The 17,549-nt window shown below is 64.0% G+C and carries 16 protein-coding genes; 11 read left to right on the top strand and 5 right to left on the bottom strand.

The genetic code is table 11. From position 1 onward, the window contains the following. Positions 1–21: 21 nt before the first annotated feature. Entirely contained in the window at positions 22–1,401 is a 1,380-nt protein-coding gene (locus MNI96_RS09345) for an amidase (RefSeq protein ID WP_249692440.1), read from the bottom strand. Between the two features lie 280 nt (positions 1,402–1,681). Here MNI96_RS09345 and MNI96_RS09340 point away from each other — a divergent pair, with 280 nt between their 5' ends. After that, positions 1,682–2,167 (top strand): RidA family protein, encoded by a 486-nt coding sequence (locus MNI96_RS09340; RefSeq protein WP_067223083.1) that lies wholly within the window; start codon positions 1,682–1,684, stop codon positions 2,165–2,167. Positions 2,168–2,196: 29 nt separating this feature from the next. On the opposite strand, the gene MNI96_RS09335 is transcribed toward MNI96_RS09340, so the two are convergent. Next, a complete protein-coding gene (locus MNI96_RS09335; protein WP_249692439.1) occupies positions 2,197–3,141 on the bottom strand; it encodes a LysR family transcriptional regulator in 945 nt (314 codons plus the stop codon). 403 nt (positions 3,142–3,544) lie between these two features. On the opposite strand from MNI96_RS09335, the gene MNI96_RS09330 reads away from it, so the two are divergent. Continuing rightward, positions 3,545–4,693 carry a dsDNA nuclease domain-containing protein gene (locus tag MNI96_RS09330; protein WP_249693014.1) on the top strand — a complete coding sequence of 383 codons (1,149 nt, stop codon included), beginning with the start codon at positions 3,545–3,547 and terminating at the stop codon, positions 4,691–4,693. Positions 4,694–4,726: 33 nt separating this feature from the next. Beyond that, positions 4,727–6,418, top strand: a complete 1,692-nt coding sequence (locus tag MNI96_RS09325) for an AAA family ATPase (protein WP_249692438.1) — start codon at positions 4,727–4,729, stop codon at positions 6,416–6,418. A gap of 91 nt (positions 6,419–6,509) precedes the next feature. On the opposite strand, the gene MNI96_RS21855 is transcribed toward MNI96_RS09325, so the two are convergent. Continuing rightward, entirely contained in the window at positions 6,510–6,638 is a 129-nt protein-coding gene (locus MNI96_RS21855) for a hypothetical protein (RefSeq protein WP_283776413.1), read from the bottom strand. Positions 6,639–6,907: 269 nt separating this feature from the next. Between MNI96_RS21855 and MNI96_RS09320 the strand changes: the two genes are divergently transcribed. The 3 genes from MNI96_RS09320 to sigJ all read left to right on the top strand — a co-directional run bounded on the left by MNI96_RS09320 (position 6,908) and on the right by sigJ (position 9,706). After that, positions 6,908–7,531: a demethoxyubiquinone hydroxylase family protein gene (locus MNI96_RS09320; protein WP_249692437.1), complete on the top strand. Its 624-nt coding sequence runs from the start codon at positions 6,908–6,910 to the stop codon at positions 7,529–7,531. Positions 7,532–8,307: 776 nt separating this feature from the next. Further along, positions 8,308–8,781, top strand: a complete 474-nt coding sequence (locus tag MNI96_RS09315; protein WP_249692436.1) for a carboxymuconolactone decarboxylase family protein — start codon at positions 8,308–8,310, stop codon at positions 8,779–8,781. Further along, entirely contained in the window at positions 8,771–9,706 is a 936-nt protein-coding gene (sigJ, locus tag MNI96_RS09310) for an RNA polymerase sigma factor SigJ (RefSeq protein WP_249692435.1), read from the top strand. The genes MNI96_RS09315 and sigJ overlap by 11 nt, the downstream gene beginning before the upstream one ends. A gap of 18 nt (positions 9,707–9,724) precedes the next feature. Here sigJ and aptA read toward each other — a convergent pair whose 3' ends face one another. Further along, the gene (gene aptA, locus MNI96_RS09305; protein ID WP_502960327.1) at positions 9,725–11,059 is read right to left on the bottom strand and encodes an omega-aminotransferase AptA; all 1,335 of its coding nucleotides are present in this window, start codon (positions 11,057–11,059) and stop codon (positions 9,725–9,727) included. A gap of 139 nt (positions 11,060–11,198) precedes the next feature. Here aptA and MNI96_RS09300 point away from each other — a divergent pair, with 139 nt between their 5' ends. Both MNI96_RS09300 and MNI96_RS09295 read left to right on the top strand, forming a co-directional pair. Next, positions 11,199–11,765 (top strand): cupin domain-containing protein, encoded by a 567-nt coding sequence (locus MNI96_RS09300; RefSeq protein WP_249692433.1) that lies wholly within the window; start codon positions 11,199–11,201, stop codon positions 11,763–11,765. A gap of 139 nt (positions 11,766–11,904) precedes the next feature. Then, complete coding sequence (locus MNI96_RS09295; RefSeq protein WP_249692431.1) at positions 11,905–13,134, top strand: SAM-dependent methyltransferase; 1,230 nt, start codon at positions 11,905–11,907, stop codon at positions 13,132–13,134. Here MNI96_RS09295 and MNI96_RS09290 read toward each other — a convergent pair. Continuing rightward, entirely contained in the window at positions 13,131–13,844 is a 714-nt protein-coding gene (locus tag MNI96_RS09290) for a GntR family transcriptional regulator (RefSeq protein ID WP_249692430.1), read from the bottom strand. The two genes, MNI96_RS09295 and MNI96_RS09290, sit on opposite strands and share 4 nt — an antisense overlap. A 258-nt stretch (positions 13,845–14,102) precedes the next feature. On the opposite strand from MNI96_RS09290, the gene MNI96_RS09285 reads away from it, so the two are divergent. The 3 genes from MNI96_RS09285 to MNI96_RS09275 all read left to right on the top strand — a co-directional run bounded on the left by MNI96_RS09285 (position 14,103) and on the right by MNI96_RS09275 (position 17,548). Further along, complete coding sequence (locus tag MNI96_RS09285) at positions 14,103–15,191, top strand: ABC transporter ATP-binding protein (RefSeq protein ID WP_249692428.1); 1,089 nt, start codon at positions 14,103–14,105, stop codon at positions 15,189–15,191. A gap of 38 nt (positions 15,192–15,229) precedes the next feature. Further along, a complete protein-coding gene (locus tag MNI96_RS09280) occupies positions 15,230–16,534 on the top strand; it encodes an ABC transporter substrate-binding protein (RefSeq protein WP_249692426.1) in 1,305 nt (434 codons plus the stop codon). A gap of 87 nt (positions 16,535–16,621) precedes the next feature. After that, positions 16,622–17,548 carry an ABC transporter permease gene (locus tag MNI96_RS09275; RefSeq protein ID WP_249692424.1) on the top strand — a complete coding sequence of 309 codons (927 nt, stop codon included), beginning with the start codon at positions 16,622–16,624 and terminating at the stop codon, positions 17,546–17,548. The last annotated feature ends 1 nt before the right edge of the window (position 17,549 follow it).

Genomic DNA, 17,549 nt, shown 5'->3' with positions numbered 1-17,549 from the left:
GGCTGGCAAGGTAAACAGGGGTCAGGCCAGCGGTGCTTTCCCGAGCATTTCGGGCCCGGATCCGATGGCGGTCTCGATGGCCAGGGCCGCCGCCAGCAGGCGACGTTCCGCCATCGGCGGCGCCATGATCTGAAGGCCGGACGGAATGCCGTTGGCATCCAGCCCGGTCGGCAGGGTCGCCGCACACCAACCGAACAGGTTGGCGAGCGCGGTGTTGCGAAGGGCCAGCATGTTGGCCTTCCGATAGGTTTCGGGGTCCGCCACCTCGGCGATGGTCGGCGCGGTGACCGGAATGGTCGGCGAGACCAGCACGTCGGCGGTCTCGAACGCCTGCGCCGCGGTCCGGCCGTATTGCGCCAGGTTCGCCGCGCGCTGCAGGTAGCCGGACGCGGTGAGGTCGTCGACGGCTGCAACGCGCGCCATCACCGCCGGATCGAGCTGGCCGATCCGCTCGGGGAAATTGCGCTCGAGGAACGCGCGCAGCTCCGCCGCTGCCAGGCCGCCGGCGCGGAAGATGTCGAGCGCCTCCTGCGTGCAGGCCAGCGTCACGTCGCTCAGCTGCGCGCCGGCCTTTTCCAGCACCCGCAAGGCCTGGCCGGTGTTCTCGGCGATCGACGGCTCGATGTCGTCCCAGACCGTGTTGCGGACGACGCCGATGCGCAGGCCCGAAAGGTCGATTGCTGCGACCGGTCCCGCCGCCTCGGGGTCGAGCGCGGCGAAGGCATAGGCCAGGTCCGCAATGGTGCGGGCCAGCAGGCCCGGCGTGTCGAGCGAGGGCGACAGCGGCACGATGCCGTCCAGCGACCACCGGCCATGGGTGACCTTCAGCGCCGTCTGTCCGGTGAAGGAGGCGGGGATGCGGACCGACCCGGCCGTGTCGGTGCCCAGCGCCAGCAGCGCCGATCCTTGCGCCAGCGACACGCCGGCGCCCGAGCTAGACCCGCCGGGGACGCAGGGGCTCTCGCGCGACGACCAGGGATTGACCGGCGTGCCCGCATGCGGGTTGGTGCCGAGCCCGCCGAACGCGAACTCGACCGTATGCGTCTTGCCGGTGACGACGCCCATCTGCGCCAGCAGCGCCTTCACCAGCGGGCCGGCGGCCTGCCACTCTTTCGGGAAGACCGCGTTGGTGCCCGCATGGGTCGGCAGGCCGGGAACGCCGAACAGGTCCTTGACCGAGACGGGGATGCCCATCAGCGGGCCGAGATCGATGCCGGTGGCGATCAGCGTGTCGAGGGCGGCCGCCTGGGCCTTGGCCCGGTCGCCGGCCCAGGTCCGGTAGGCGTTCAGCACCGGCTCGCTCGCCGCATGACGCTGCGCGGCCGAGGCCACGAGATCCGAAGACCGCACCTTGCCGGCTCGAAGATCCGCCGCGATCACTGCCAGAGATTGAGACTGCACCCTGTTGGCCCCCGCTGGTGAATACCTTGCTGGGGACATTACGAGAAAACGGATGCGCGACCACTCGCCTCTTCGCTGCAACGCAATACCACCGGGTGCGGCCGCCTCGGCATCCGCCCGATTAAATATCTGAAATATATTATTTATTCGGCTTCAGTCGCACCTTCCGCCAGGCCCCCATTTGCCTAAAGGGCAACACTGCGTTGCCGTCAACGCACACGCAGCCCTATCGGTTTTGCCTAGTTTGCCATCCGTCAATGCCTAATCCTGGAGCACGTTCATGCCGCATGCGACCGAAGCCCGTCTGAAGGAAATGGGAATCGTCCTGCCCCGCAGGCCCAAGCCCATCGGCAACTACCTGCCCGGCGTCGTCGTCGGGAACCTCCTCTTCACCTCCGGCACGCTGGGCACCCGGCCCGACGAGAACGACAACGACGTCCTGCCTTATGTCGGCAAGGTCGGCTCGGACCTCACCATCGAGGAGGGCTATGCCTCGGCCCGGCTGATGGCGATCAATCACCTGGCGATGATGAAGGCGGTTCTCGGCGACCTCGACCGGGTAAAGCGGATCGTCAAGATGATCGGCTACGTCACCTGCGCGCCGGGCTTCACCGAGCCGCACCTGGTCCTCAACGGCGCCTCGGATCTCTTCGTCGAGCTGTGGGGCGAGGAGAGCGGCAAGCACGCGCGCGCCGCGCTCACCCAGCACGAGCTCGGTCTCAATGCGCCGGTCGAGGCCGACCTGACGGTCGAGCTTCACGCCTGATCTTCAGGCCTGAGCTTCGAACCCGGCCATCAGCCCTGAACAGCTCTCAGCCGCTTCAGCATGGCGGCGTCGGCCTTCTCGTGCTTCGAGAAGCTCGACGTCAGCATGGCGATGAACGCATCGCAGGCCGGCGACCGCCGCTGGTCCCGGCGCACGATCGCGTAGATGAAGCGGTGCTCGAAGTCCCCGCAGGCGAGGTTCAGCGGCACGAGTTCGCCCGCCTCGACCTCGCGCAGGGCCGCCTGCAGCGGCACATAGACGATCGCGTTGGACCTGATCGCGTGGCGGATCAGGAAGTGCAGCTGGTCGGCGACCATGATCGCCTTCGGCTTGCCGCCGAACTTGCGGAACGCCCGGTTCACCAGGTGATGGATGCCGTAGCTGTCGTCCGGCAGCACGCAGTCGCAGTCGGCGATGTCCGGCAGCTTCACCGCCCGCCCGTCGGCGAAGGGGTGCGAGGGCGGGACGAGGGCCAGCAGCGGCTGGCGCCACTGCCCGACGATCTCCATCATCGGATGCGAGAAGTGGTCGTAGACGAAGCCGACCTGGCAGATGCGCTTTTCCAGCGCCTCCAGCACGCGCTCGCGCCCCCGGATCCGCATGCGGAAATCCACCGCCGGGAACCGCTTGCGAAACGCCAGGATCTGTTCCGACAGGTAGGGATCGGTCACCCCGTCGACCGTCGCGATCGAGACGCTGCCCGATTTCAGCTTGCGCAGGTCGGACATTTCTCCGCGGATCAGGTCGATCTGGCCGAGGATCGAGGCGAAATGCTCGGCCGCCAGCGTGCCCGCCTCGGTCAGCTGCACGCCGTTCGCGCGCCGGTCGAGCAGCGGCTCGCCGAACTCCCGCTCCAGCTTGGCGATCTGGCGGCTGATCGCCGAGGGCGACACGTGCAGCCGGTCCGCCGCCAGGCGGATCGAGCCCAGATGCACGACTTCGAGGAAATAGCGGCAGGCGGTGAGATTGACCATGTTCGACCCGGATCGCCGGCCCGCGCCTCTCTTTCGGCCGAGCCGCCGCGCATATGCGCGTGACCCGGCCTTATACCACCCGGCTGCGGGTTTTGTAGCGTGGGTGGGTGGTGAGGGGTGAGCGGGCGCACAGAAAGCGGCGTTCTGCTGTACGTGATCCAACCAGACGTCAGGATACCCGCTGAAGACTTCTAATTGTGCTTTGAGCGTTCGCTGAGGCAGCATCACATAACCGTGGCTGGTCACCCTTTTGGCTTTGCGACGAATTCGAGAAATTTAACAGCGGCTTCATCAATTTCCGACCTCCCACATCTAGTACTTAGCAAGGAGCTCCTTGACCCAAGACAGATTATGGCTCTAGATTAATTTGAATAGGGCGGGGAGGAAATTTTATTTGACCACAATGTTAGACGAAGTCGTTCTTGCAATGAATAACTCCGATACCTCTGAGAGCGGCGGAAAGCACAATCAAAAAGGCATTGAATTTCAGAAAAACTGGGCCATCGTCAAGATGTTTTCCCTTAAAGAAAAGGACACGCCCGACTTTCTTGTGCTGTTTGAAGTCGTTCAAGATATTGCGATATTAGATTCACCCAACACGCCGTCGACCATCGAAGTATTTCAAGTCAAAAAGAAAGACCGGATGGAGTGGACGTGGACTATGCTCACGAATCTGCACAATCCTGATGACCCATCAAAAAAAACCAAGGTTAAGAAAAAGAAACCTAAACCTCTTTCTGGAATTTCCGACAGTCCACTCGGAAAGATATTTGCCTCACTCGCTAACCTTAAGAGTTTGGAAGCTTCAGGATGCTTTATTTCCAACGCAGGGTGTAACCTAGAGTTATCTTCAGGCGGCAACGTCGCAACGTCCACCGCCATCGCACTTTCCGAACTAGCCCCGCACCTCGCCGATTTGCTTCAGGCCGCACTAGACTCGGTACAAACGCCAAGCGGCATGAAAGCTGATCTATCAAGAGTTTTAATCGAGAAGGTCAACATCCCTGTAGACGACGCCCAGACCTATACAATAGGGGTCGTACATAATTATCTTCATAAGGTGAGTCCGCCACATGCTGGGCAGGCGCGGTCGTTTGTCGAGAGCTTATTGGCCAAGCTCGCCCCCCTTGGGGCGAAAACCGCGAAGACCACAACAATAGAAGAGATAAAATCGAGGCACGGATACAGCTTAGAGCATTTAAACGCAGCTTTAAGCGACCTTCACAAGACACCTGACATTGAATTTTATCTTAACAGTTGGCTGGATCAATTAAAAAATGAAGGAATTGAATTTTGGAAAATTACACAAATACGCGCCTCAATAACTGCAATATTAAGTCGAAAAATATTCGGAAGCCCGCTACCCGATGATGTCGACATTTCGATGTGCTGTGATGCCCTGCTGAAAAACGAACAATTTGAGGCACGCTTAATGCCAATTTTCGAACGAGGAACAAAACATCTACGCGAGAAGTTTCCGGCGACAAAGGAAGTTGAACTTCAAGCTCATTTTTTACTGAAAGCGGTTGAGCAATGCGTGGACCCGAGCTAGTGCGCCTCGTCAGAAGCCTGCGGACAAAGTCATATGAAAACCTTCAAATTCAAAAGTATATGGCTGCTCTCAGACAGCGAGCAGACAGCCAGATCAGAGAGCTTCAGTCCGAAAAAGACGTTGTTGGTCGGGATGAACCACACCGGCAAGTCGAGTCTGATTAAGTCCCTCTTCACTGCTCTCGGGGCCTTTCCCGCCGGCCAACTCGATCGATGGAATAAGGACACCACGGTGCTGGTGGAATTTTCCGTGGATGGCGTAGACTACTACGTCGTTCAGCAACGCAACAATCGTGGGCTTTTCGACGCTCAGGGAAGGCTCAATTTCACCTCCGCCAACGCAACCGATTGGGGCCGCAATTTTGCAGAGTTGGTTGGATTCAATTTGATTCTTACAGACCGAAAATTAAAATCGGTGACTGGCGACGCGAGAACGTTCTTCTTACCATTTTATATTAACCAAGATGGGAGCTGGCTGTCTGATTGGTCAACATTTGACAATTTGCAACAGTATCAAAAGCCGATCGGCCCAGTTCTTGAATACTTCACAGGCGTTAAGCCACCTGAATACTATGACCTCAATTCGCAGAAGCTAGTCCATCAGAAGGACCTTTCTGAACTTAGGGGCGAGGAGAAAGTCATCAAAACGATCAAGGATCGGTTTGGCAGGACCGTACCTTTGGACGGCCCAAAGACAATGCCAGAGGTCTTTGAACAAGACATTGCGCGCCTGACAATAGAAATTAATGAAATAAATTCTGAACAAGAGGAAATCAGAAATACTATAGTACGCGAAAGAGAAACTGCCGAAAGCCTCGAACTTCAAATCAAAATGGCACATCAGGCTCTGTCTCAGTACGATAGTGATTCTTCTTTTCTTCAGACCGAGCCTCACAATGTACTCGTCTGCCCAGTTTGTCACGCCGAACACGGCAAAACATTCATGGACCTCCTGCGGTATTCTGAAGACGCGCGTGTCCTTCGAAATCTCGCTGTTGAACTCAAAAATGATCATCTAAAGATAAGCCGTACCCTGGAGGGATCCAAAGATCGCCTCAGATCTCTTGATGATAACTATAGGAAAATTTCAGATATTCTTGAAACGCGACGCGGCGACCTCAAGCTGAACGACGTTGTTCGAGCCATGGGTGCCGAATCTGCATTTGCGGCCTTTGAGGCCGAGCTGAGCGAGCTCGAAGTAAAGATTAATCCTTTAGTGACGGCAATTGACAAGTTAAACCGGCGACTTAGCGAGCTAACCAATAGAAAGCGGTCGAGCTCCATTCTTTCCGCTTTTCGAAAATATTATGATATTGCTCTAAAATCACTTAATATGCCGTCAGTTGAAACCGGTAAAATGAATCTAAATCGTCGCCCAAAGATTTCCGGAAGCGGCGGCCCGAGATCTATATTGGCGTATTACGCGGCTCTTTGGCACACTTCACTGGGCGAATACGGTTCGTTTTCCATTCCTGCCGTGATCGACTCGCCGCAGCAGCAAGGACAAGACGCCACAAATTTACCGATAATGATCGAGTATATCGCCACGAAACTCCCGTCGGATATGCAGATCATATTAGCAGTGGAAGAGCCGACGAAGTTTAAATTCGAGAAGGTGATTGAACTTAACGAGCCCTATAATCTACTTTCACCAGACCAATATGACCAGATAAGAAAATTCATAGATCCGTTTACCGACGCTATGTATAGAGATTTACTCGGGTGATCATATTTAATGATGCGGCAAAAATTGCCATCAAAAACAAGGATTCACCTTTAATCCTGCGCGAGATTATCAATTAGCACTGGGGGTGCCCCTACACCAGCCTCACCGAGTTGGAGCCGCTGTTCAGGAACGACAGGATGCTGAAGACCGTCGTGCCGGAAGTGCGCGGGTTGATGTTCAACGGCGTTGCGGTCGTCTCGAAGCGGAAGCGGCCGAGCACGCCTCCGCCATGTGGCGGTTGAGCGCCGCATCCGGGTCGGCGATCAGCGAGACAGTCGCCGCGTCGAAGCCGGGGCCGGCACACCGTACCCCATCGCGGCTACGGCACCCGGTGTCGCGGTCCCGCCTGCGGCGCCGGGTATTGATGTGTTTTGCTGCGGGGAGAAGGCTCTTGCATCCGATCGCCTGCGCCTCCCCTCCTGATGACGCGCCGGCGCGCTTTCTGTATGGGTTTGCGGGTGTACCGGCGAAAAGGGGCGAGCGACATCGATGACGAGCAGTCTGCCAGCTGAATCGCCCATCGGATCGCCGATCGGATCGCCTGGTGGCCGTGACCCGCAGCTCACCGTCCGCCGCATTCTCAAGGTCACCCACGCGGGCGAGTTCGGCGCCATCCGGATCTACGGAGCCCAGATCGCGGTCGCCCGGCGCCTCTATCCCGACATCGTGCCGGCTCTGGAAGAGATGCGCGCCGACGAGATCGATCATTGCCGCCTGTTTCACGAGGCGATGCCCGCAAGAGGCGCCCGGCCTTGCCGCATCATGTCGCTGTGGAGCCTCGGCGGCTATGTGCTCGGCGCCCTGACCGCGCTCGGCGGGCGGAACACGGTCTGGATCTGCACCGAGGCGGTGGAAAGCACCGTCCACCGCCACCTGGAGGACCAGCTCGCCTTCCTTGCCGACCACGACCCGCAGCTCCACGCCCTCATCGCCTCGATCCAGCACGAGGAACTGGCGCATCTGCGCGAGGCCGAGAGCCGCCAGCAGGGGCGGGACCTCGCCCACGCGCTGCTGCTGCCGCTCGTCAGTGGTCTGACCGAGCTGATGATCTGGCTGTCGACCTGGGGCGATTCCAGCCGGATGCGCACGGAAATGACCCGGACGGGGCACTAATCCCCCACCGCTCCGAGACACAATCCCCCGCCAGTCCGGGCAACCGTCCCCACCAGTTCGGTCAACTCGGATCCATGCTTGTCTGACATCGTATTTTTCCAATCATCCGCCCCGCCTCCCGGCCTGGCATCGCAGGCCCCCGCCCCCCGCCTCCCGGCCTGGCATCGCAGGCCCCCGCCCCCCACTTCCCGACCGGGCATCGCCGGCCCTCGCCCCCCACTTCCCGGCCGGACATCGCAGCCCCTCGCCCCCCGCCTCCCGGCCGGGCATCGCAGGCCCTCGCCCCCCACTTCCCGGCCGGACATCGCAGCCCCTCGCCCCCCGCCTCCCGGCCTGGCATCGCAGGCTCTCGTCCCCCTTCCCGGCCGGGCATCGTAGCCCCTCGCCCCCCACTTCCCGGCCGGGCATCGCAGGCCCTCGCCCCTCTCCCCGGCCATCTGATCCTCCGCTTGTCTGACATCATATTTCCTGATCGCCGGCCCATGCCGCACGCGCGCGGACGCGCAAATCGGCCTTCACTCGATCCGAATTCGGATCGACGGCCAGGAGGCGATGGTTCGGCGATTTCGAGAGGCGCGCGCCGAAATTTCGCGATTTCGAGACGGAATTTTGCAAAATCCGTCTCAATTTCTGCCAAAGGCCGGAGGCGGGGACAGGACGCGCGGACGCAGCGGAAACCTGCGCCCGCACGCGGGGACGGATTTTTTTGCGCGTCCATGTCACAGCGGGCGGGCCCCGAGCGTCTCAGGAGCGACACCAACGCAACGGAGTTTCCCATGACTGCCCGTCTCGACTATTTCAGGATCGCCCCCGACATGCTGAAGCCGATGCTCGCGCTCGACGCGACCGCGCGCGGCGGCACGCTGGAACACGAGCTCGTCGAGCTGGTGAAGCTGCGCGCCTCGCAGATCAACGGCTGCGCCTACTGCCTCCACATGCATTCGCGCGACGCGCGGGCCGGCGGCATGGACCAGACCCGGCTCGACCTGCTGCCGGCCTGGCGCGAATCCTCGCTCTACTCGCCGCGCGAGCGGGCCGCGCTCGCCTGGACCGAGGCGCTGACCCTGCTTGCGCAGACCGGCGCGCCGGACGAGGATTACGCCGGCATTGCCGAGCAGTTCAGCGAGGCGGAGCGGGTACAACTGTCGATGCTGATCTGCGCCATCAACGCCTGGAACCGGCTGGCGGTCGGCTTCCGCAGCGAGCACCCGAAGGCGGAAAAGGGAGCGGGCAAGGCCGATGCAGCATGACGCCGCGAACGACGCGGTAGACACGTTCGAGAAGGTGCGGGGCCGGCTGACCGGCCTCGCCTACCGCATGACCGGCCTTCGTGCCGACGCCGAGGATGCGGTCCAGGACGCCTGGCTGCGCTGGCAGCGCACGGACCGCAGCAAAGTGGAAGATCCGGAGGCGTTCCTTTCCACCGTGGTCACCCGGCTGTGCCTCGACCGGCTGCGCCGGCGCCGGCGCGAACAGGCGGCCTATGACGGTCCCTGGCTGCCCGAGCCGCTGCTCGGCGCGGCCGGCGGCGCGCCTGCCGGGCCGGTGGAAGAGACCCTCGCCTCCGACATTTCCTTCGCCCTGATGCTGGCGCTGGAACGGCTGTCGCCGCTGGAACGGGCGGCGTTCCTGCTGCACGACGTCTTCGACATGGGCTTCGGCGAGATCGCCGAAATGCTGGGCCGGAGCGAGGCCGCCTGCCGGCAGCTCGCCAGCCGGGCCCGCGACAACATCCGCAAGGCGCGGCCGCGCTTTTCCGTCGATGCGCGCGAGCACGAGGCCGTGGCGACCGCCTTCCTGAACGCGGCCCGGCAGGACGATGTGGAGGGGTTGAGCCGGCTGCTGGCCGAGGGCGCCGTGCTGCATTCGGACGGCGGCGGGCAGAAGATCGCCGCGCGCAACCTGATCAGCGGCGCGCTGCGCGTCGCGAAGTTCCTCGCCGGCGTCGCGCGCAAATTCGGCAGCACGCCGGCCTGGCGATGCCGGGTGCTGCTGGGCGGCCTCCCCGGAGAGTTGACGCTGGAGGCCGACGGCACCCGGCAGGCGACGGCCGTGGAGGTCGCCGACGGCCGGGTACAGGCGGTCTACGTGCTACGCAACCCGGACAAGCTGGCGCGGCTATGGGTGGAGGCGGGCGGCCCGGACGAGATGCCCGGGCCGGCTGCCACACCGTAAGGGCGAGCGCGCCGCGTTCTACTCGGTACGCTCGAGCACCTTGCGCAAGGTGCCGATCAGCTGGGCGATCTCCGCCTCGCCGATGGAGAGCGGCGGCGACATGGCGATGACGTCGCCGGTGACGCGGATCATGCAGCCTTCCTGGAAGCAGGCAGTGAACACGTCGTAGGCGCGGGCGCCTGGCGCGCCGGGGCGCGAGGCGAGCTCGATGCCGCCGATCAGGCCGAGATTGCGGATGTCGACCACATGCGGCGCGTCCTTCAGCCCGTGCAGCGCCTCTTCCCAGACCGGGGCGATGGAGGCGGCGCGGGTCAGCAGCCCGTCGCGCTCGTAGATGTCGAGCGTGGCAAGGCCGGCGGCACAGGCGATCGGGTGGCCCGAATAGGTGTAGCCGTGGAACAGCTCGATCGTGCCTTCCGGCCCGTTCATGAAGGCATCGTGGATGCGGTCGGTCGTGAAGACCGCGCCCATCGGCACCGCGCCGTTGGTCAGGCCCTTGGCCGTGGTGAAGATGTCCGGCATGACGCCGAAGAACTGCGAGGCGAAGGGCGTGCCGAGACGGCCGAACCCGGTGATCACCTCGTCGAAGATCAGCAGGATGCCATGCTTGTCGCAGATCTCGCGCAGGCGCTGCAGGTAGCCCTTCGGCGGCACCAAGACGCCGGTGGAGCCGGCGACCGGCTCGACGATCACGGCGGCGATGGTCTCCGCGCCGTGCAGGCCGACGAGACGCTCCAGATCGTCGGCGAGATGCGCGCCCCATTCCGGCTGACCGCGAGAGAAGGCGTTGTGCTCCGGCGCATGAGTGTGCGGCAGATGGTCGACGCCGGTGAGCAGCGTGCCGAAATGGCGGCGGTTGTTGACGAGGCCGCCGACGGAGATGCCGCCGAAGCCGACGCCGTGATAGCCGCGCTCGCGGCCGATCAGGCGGGTGCGCGAGCCCTCGCCGCGGGCCCGGTGCCAGGCCAGCGCGATCTTCAGTGCCGTGTCGACGGACTCCGAGCCCGACCCGGTGAAGAACACATGCTCGAAGCCGTCCGGCGCCAGGTCCTTGAGCCGCTCGGCGAACTCGAATGCCAGCGGATGCCCCATCTGGAAGGACGGCGCGTAGTCCATCTCGAGCAGCTGGCGATGCACCGCATCGGCAATCTCGGTGTGGCCATGGCCGGCATTGCAGCACCACAGGCCGGCGGTGCCGTCGAGGATCTCGCGCCCGTCGTCGCTGGTGTAGTGCAGGCCCTTGGCGCCGACCAGCATGCGCGGCGACGCCTTGAACTGGCGGTTGGCGGTGAAGGGCATCCAGTAGGCGTCGAGCTTGCGATTGCTCTTGCTCCGGGGCGTGTCGTCCAGCATGTCCATGGCAGCCTCTCTGGCGGATTTTTTATCAAGCCGTAGCCTGCGCTCTTTTTCCATCCTGAAACAGTCTGTTTCTTGATTTTCGCAAGCTCTTGTTTTTACTTGATCGAATGAGAAAACGTTGAGGATCTTTAACATGTCCAACGGCGGCGATGCGGAACTGGACATCGGCGGCCGGCTGCGGGCCCTGCGCGCCGCGCACGGGCTGTCCCAGCGCACCCTGGCCAAGCGGGCCGGCGTCACCAATGCGACGATCTCGCTGATCGAGTCCGGACGCATGAACCCGTCCGTCGGCGCGCTGAAGCGGGTGCTCGACGGCATCCCGGTCAGCCTCACCGACTTCTTCGCCTATGAGCCCGGCGCCGAGCGCCAGGTGTTCTTCCAGGGCGAGGAGCTCAAGGAAATCGGCAAGGGACGGATCTCCTATCGCCAGGTCGGAGGTAACCTGTTCGGCCGGCGGCTACAGATCCTGCACGAGCGCTACGAGCCCGGTGCCGATACCGGGCGCGCGCCGCTGTCGCATGACGGGGAAGAAGGCGGCGTGGTCATTTCCGGCCGGTTGGAGGTCACGGTCGGCGATCAGCGCAAGATCCTGGGGCCGGGCGATGCCTATGCCTTCGACAGCACCGAGCCGCACCGCTTCCGCGCCGTCGGACCGGAGCCCTGCATCGTCGTCAGCGCCTGCACGCCGCCCAGTTTCTAGGGTGGCAAAGGCCGTCTTTCGCTCTGCAACGATAGCGTGCTAGGCTCGCCCTGCGGCGGGTGCTCCCGCCGCTCGCCTGTGCATGTGGACCGCCTCCCCGGCGGCCCGACCCGGACCCACATGAGCGCGAGCCCCACCCATGATTTTCCTGCGCATCCTTCGTACCATTCTCCGCCGCGGCGGCCTTGCCGTGATCGACAGGGCCGGCCGCCGCCATCTTCTCGGCGACGGCTCACCGCCGGTCGCGACCGTCCGCCTGTCGCCCCAGGCCTCCGACTGGCAGCTGATCCGCAACCCCGCGCTCGGCATCGGCGAAGCCTATATGGACGGCAGCCTGTCGGTCGACGACGGCAGGCTCTACGACGTGCTGGATCTTGTTGCCCGCAACTACGGCACGGAGGCCGGCCATCCCTGGATGTCGTTGCTGGAGCGGGCGACCGCGCGGCTGAAACAGTCCAATCCGATGGGCCGTGCCCAGCGCAACGTCGCCCATCACTACGACCTGTCGCCGGCACTCTACGACCTCTTCCTCGACAGCGACCGCCAGTATTCCTGCGCCTATTTCCGCTCACCCGAGGACACGCTGGAAGAGGCGCAGCTCCACAAGAAGCGACATATCGCGGCCAAGCTGATGCTCGACCGGCCGGGCCTGAAGGTTCTCGACATCGGCTCGGGCTGGGGCGGGCTGGCGCTCTACCTTGCCGAGGAGCACGGAGCCGAGGTGACCGGCGTGACGCTGAGCGAGGAGCAGTATGCCCATGCGAGCGCGCGCGCTGCCCGCTCGCCGGCCGGCAGCCGGGTGACGTTCCACCTGCGGGACTACCGCGAGCAGCAGGGCCCCTTCGACCGGATCGTCTCGGTCGGCATGTTCGAGCATGTCGGCAAGCGGCACTATCTCGAATATTTCTCCAAGCTGCGCGAGCTGCTTGCCCCGGACGGCGTCGCGCTGATCCACGCCATCGGCTATTCGGACGTGCCCGGCCCGATCAACCCCTTCATCCGCAAGTATATTTTTCCCGGCGCCGACCTGCCCTCGATGTCGGAAGTGTTCACGCAGGTGGAGAAGACGGGGCTCTATGCCACCGATCTGGAGATCCTGCGCCTGCACTATGCGGAGACGCTGCGCCATTGGCGCGAGCGGTTCCTGGCCCGCAGCGAGGAAGTGCTGAGGATCTACGACGCACGCTTCCTGCGGATGTGGGAGTTCTATCTGGCGCTGTGCGAGGTCGGCTTCCGGCGGCGCACCAACATGGTGTTCCAGCTGCAGCTGGCAAAGCGGATCGACACGGTGCCGATCACCCGGGATTACATGTTCGAGGCGGAGCGGGCGGTCGAGGCGCGCGAGACGAAGCTCAGGCAGACACCCTAAAGCCCGAGCGCGTCCTTGAGCGCCGGGGCGCGGCCCTGCGGGGCAAGATCGAGGTCGGCCTCGATATGGTCGATATGCTCGCCGACCAGCCGGGCGAGCCGGTTCGCATCGCCCGCGGCCAGCGCGTCGAGGATGCCGCGATGCTCGGCATGGGCGCAGCTGGAAGCATCCGAGCGACCATAGAGCGCGATGACCAGCGAGGAGCGGGCCACCAGCTCCTCCATGAAGCGGTGCAGGATGGCGTTGCCCGCCACCTCGGCCAGCAGCAGATGGAAGTCGCCGGATGCCTTGATCTCGGCCTGGCGGGCCTGCGGTCCGGCTGATGCGATCTGGCTCGCCTCCTCGGCGATCAGCGCTGCGAAACGCTCCAGCGCGCCCGCATCGACGCGGGCGCAGGCCTCGCGGGCGATGCCCGGCTCGATCAGGCGGCGGGAGGCGAAGATCTGCCGCGCCTCGTCGGGCGAGGGATTGGCGACGAAGGCACCGCGATTGCGCTCGCTGCGCACCAGCCCCTCGAAGGCCAGCATCTGCAGCGCCGCGCGCACGACCGTGCGGCTGACCTCGAACAGGGCGCCGACCTCCGCCTCCGACAGCTTGGTGCCGGGCGCCAGCTTGCGGCCGACAATGGCCAGCCGCAGCCGGTCGCGGATGGCACCGGCACGGTCGTCGGAAAGCGGGCCGCCCGCGGCGGCGTGATCGTGGACAGTCATGGCATATGATTCCCTGCCGTCGTTGTAGCGCGTTTCACGCGCCGCGCACAGGGACCGCACACGATCCCCCGACTAGATTGCATACAATCTTTTCACGCTTTGCAGACAATCGCACAGAAACTGTGCAGCGCAGCACGATGCCGCTTTTGCGGGCTGCTGCGGTGTTTGCCGAACCCCTTGGGATTCCTGACGAAGCATCCACGCGCTGCGACTGGCATACATGATGCATTGCAGCATGCAGGTCAGAGGGGAACGCATATGAGCAAGGCTGCCGCCATCGACATTGCCTCCGTCACCAAGGTCTACGGGTCGACCACGGCCGTGCATGCGATCAGCCTGAAGATCCCGGCCGGGAGCTATTGCTGCCTGCTGGGGCCGTCGGGCTGCGGCAAGAGCACGACGCTGCGGATGATCGCCGGCCACGAAAGCATCTCGGGAGGCGACGTGCGGCTCGGCAACCAGGTGGTGACCGACCTGCCGCCGGCGCGGCGCGGCACCTCGATGATGTTCCAGTCCTACGCGCTGTTTCCGCATCTCGACGTCACCGACAATGTCGCCTTCAGCCTGAAGATGAAGGGCGTGGCGAAGGACGAGCGACGGCGCCGGGCGCTGGACATGCTGCAGCTGGTGCATATGGAGCCCTATGCCGCGCGCCGGCCGGCGCAGCTGTCCGGCGGCCAGCAGCAGCGCGTGGCGCTCGCCCGCGCCTTGATCACCGATCCGCAGGCCCTGCTGCTCGACGAGCCGCTGTCGGCGCTCGACCCCTTCCTGAAGGTGAAGATGCGCGCCGAGCTGAAGCGGCTGCAGGCCTCGCTCGGCATCACCTTCGTGCATGTCACCCACTCCCAGGAGGAGGCGATGGCGCTCGCCGACGTGATCGTGGTGATGAATGCCGGCCGGATCGAGCAGGCGGCGGCGCCGCGCGAGGTGTTCGAGCGGCCCGCCACCGCCTTCGTCGCGCGCTTCATGGGCGACCACAACGTGATCTCCGGGCGCCTTGCGGACCGCGACGAGCGCGGCGTGGCCATCGCCCCTGCCGGCGGCGGGCTGTTTTCCGCCCTAGGCACGCCGCAGGACGCGGACGCGCCCATCGACATCGCCGTGCGCACCGACCGGGTGCGGATCGGCCCGGCCTCCGCGCCCGGCCTCGGCTTCACCGGCGTCGTCGAGAACATCGAGTATCGCGGCTCGTCGGTGAAGCTCACCGTTGCCGGAGCCGGGGTGGACGACTTCACAGCAATCGTCAGCGACACCGACTTCTTCGCCGCGCCCGTGAAGGTCGGCGATGCGGCGCCGCTCGCGTGGAACCGGGAGGACGCCATCGTCCTCGGCCGTCTCGCTTCCTGAAAAACCAAGGCCGACCACCACAAAGAGGGGAAATGACAATGACGACGACATCGACCAGCAAGACCGCCGCCGGCACCGGCGGGCTCTCCCGCCGCACACTGCTGAAGACCGGCGCGGCCGCCGCAGGCCTTGCCGCCGGCAGCGGGGCCATCACCGGCTTTCCGACCATCTGGGCGCAGAACCCGATCACCCTGCGCCAGTTCGGCACCGGCGTGTCGAACCTCAACGCCATCGCCGAGAAGTGCAAGGAAGACCTCGGCATCACGCTGGAAATGACGGCGACCGATTCCGACGCCGCCGCCCAGCGCGCCGTCACCCAGCCGGACAGCTACGACATCGCCGACATCGAGTACTGGATCGCCAAGAAGGTGTTCCCGGCCGGCGTCATGCAGCCGATGGAGGTCTCGCGGCTGAAGTATTACGACAAGATCGTGCCGCTGTTCATCGACGGCAAGCTGGCCCCGGACAGCGTCATCGCGCAAGGCACGGCACCGCACACGGTCGGCTTCGTCGACGGCAAGGAGTCCACCACCTTCGCCAGCGCCCCGACCGACTGGCTGACCATGGTGCCGACGATCTACAACGCCGACACGCTGGGCATCCGCCCGGATCTGGTCGGCCGCGAGATCACCAGCTGGGCCGACATCATGGACCCGGCCTTCAAGGGCAAGACCTCGATCCTCAACATCCCCTCCATCGGCATCATGGACGCAGCCATGATCATGGAAGCGTTGGGCGAGATCGAATATGCCGACAAGGGCAACATGACCCAGGAGGAAATCGACAAGACCATCGACTTCCTCATCAAGGCCAAGAAGGACGGCCAGTTCCGCGCCTTCTGGAAGTCCTTCGACGAGAGCGTCAACCTGATGGCCTCGGGCGAGGTGGTGATCCAGTCGATGTGGTCGCCGGCGGTCGCCGCCGTGCGCTCGCGCGGCATCCCTTGCGTCTACCAGCCGCTCAAGGAAGGCTACCGCGCCTGGGGCGGCGGCATCGGCCTTGCCAAGCATCTTTCCGGCGCCAAGCTCGACGCGGCCTACGAGTATATCGACTGGTACCTGTCCGGCTGGGTCGGCGCCTATCTCAACCGCCAGGGCTACTACTCCGCCGCCATGGAGACGGCGAAGGAGTACATGTCCGAGGACGAGTGGAGCTTCTGGGTCGAGGGCAAGCCGGCGGCGGGCGACATCCTGTCGCCGGACGGCAAGGTGATGGAAAAGGCCGGCGCCGTGCGCGACGGCGGCTCCTTCACCGAGCGCATGGGCAAGGTCGCCTGCTGGAACTCGGTGATGGACGAGGACCGCTACATGGTCCGCCGCTGGAACGAGTTCATCGCCGCCTGACGCGCGCCGCTCCGCTCTCCCGGCAAGGCCAGCCGCCCGGGAGAGCGGTTCCCCGCCCCTTTTCGAGTATCCGCAAGGAGCCGAGGCATGACCGCCGCCGCCAATCCGCCTGCCGCACACGAGGCCGCGCCGGACGGAACGCCGCCCGCCCGCCGTCTTGCCCGCATCGGCACGGCTGCCGCCGCCTATCTGCAGGCGGCCCCGCTGGCGCTGATCCTCGGCGCCTTCCTGCTGGCGCCACTGGCGATGATCGTCGCGGTGAGCTTCTGGGACTACGACTTCGCGCGGCTCTATCCCGACTTCGTGCTGACCAACTACATCGAGACGCTGGGTTCGGCGGTGACCTGGCGGATCTATCTCAACACGTTCAAATATGCCGCGATCGTCTGGGTCCTGACCCTCGTCATCGGCTTCTGGGTCGCCTATTTCCTCGCCTTCCACGTGCGCAGCCAGACCATGCAGATGGTGCTGTTCCTGATCTGCACGGTGCCGTTCCTGACCTCCAACATCATCCGCATGATCTCGTGGATCCCGGTGCTGGGGCGCAACGGGCTGGTCAACACGGCGCTCGTCGACCTCGGCATCGTGCCGGCCCCGATCGAATGGCTGCTCTATTCCGATTTCGCCGTGGTGCTGGCCATGGTGCATCTCTACACGCTGTTCATGGTGACGCCGATCTTCAACACGTTGATGCGCATCGACCGCGCCCTGGTGGAGGCGGCACGCGATGCCGGCGCCTCCAGCTTCCAGGTTTTGACCAACGTGATCCTGCCGCTGGCCAAGCCCGGCATGGCGATCGGTACGATCTTCGTCGTGACGCTGGTGATGGCCGACTTCATCACCGTCCAGGTGATGTCGGGCGGGCAGAGCGCCTCGGTTGCCCTGATGATGCGCAACCAGATGTCCTTGCTGCAATATCCGGCCGCCGCCGCCAATGCGGTGGTGCTGCTGGCCATCGTCCTCCTGCTCGTCGCCGCGATCCTGCGCGTCGTCGACATCCGCAAGGAGCTGTGAG

This window comes from Stappia sp. WLB 29 (assembly GCF_023507705.1).
In the GTDB taxonomy this organism is placed as follows: Bacteria; Pseudomonadota; Alphaproteobacteria; order Rhizobiales; family Stappiaceae; genus Stappia.
The sequence above is the reverse complement of the archived record's forward strand: the minus strand, read 5'-3'. Positions and strand labels throughout refer to the sequence as shown.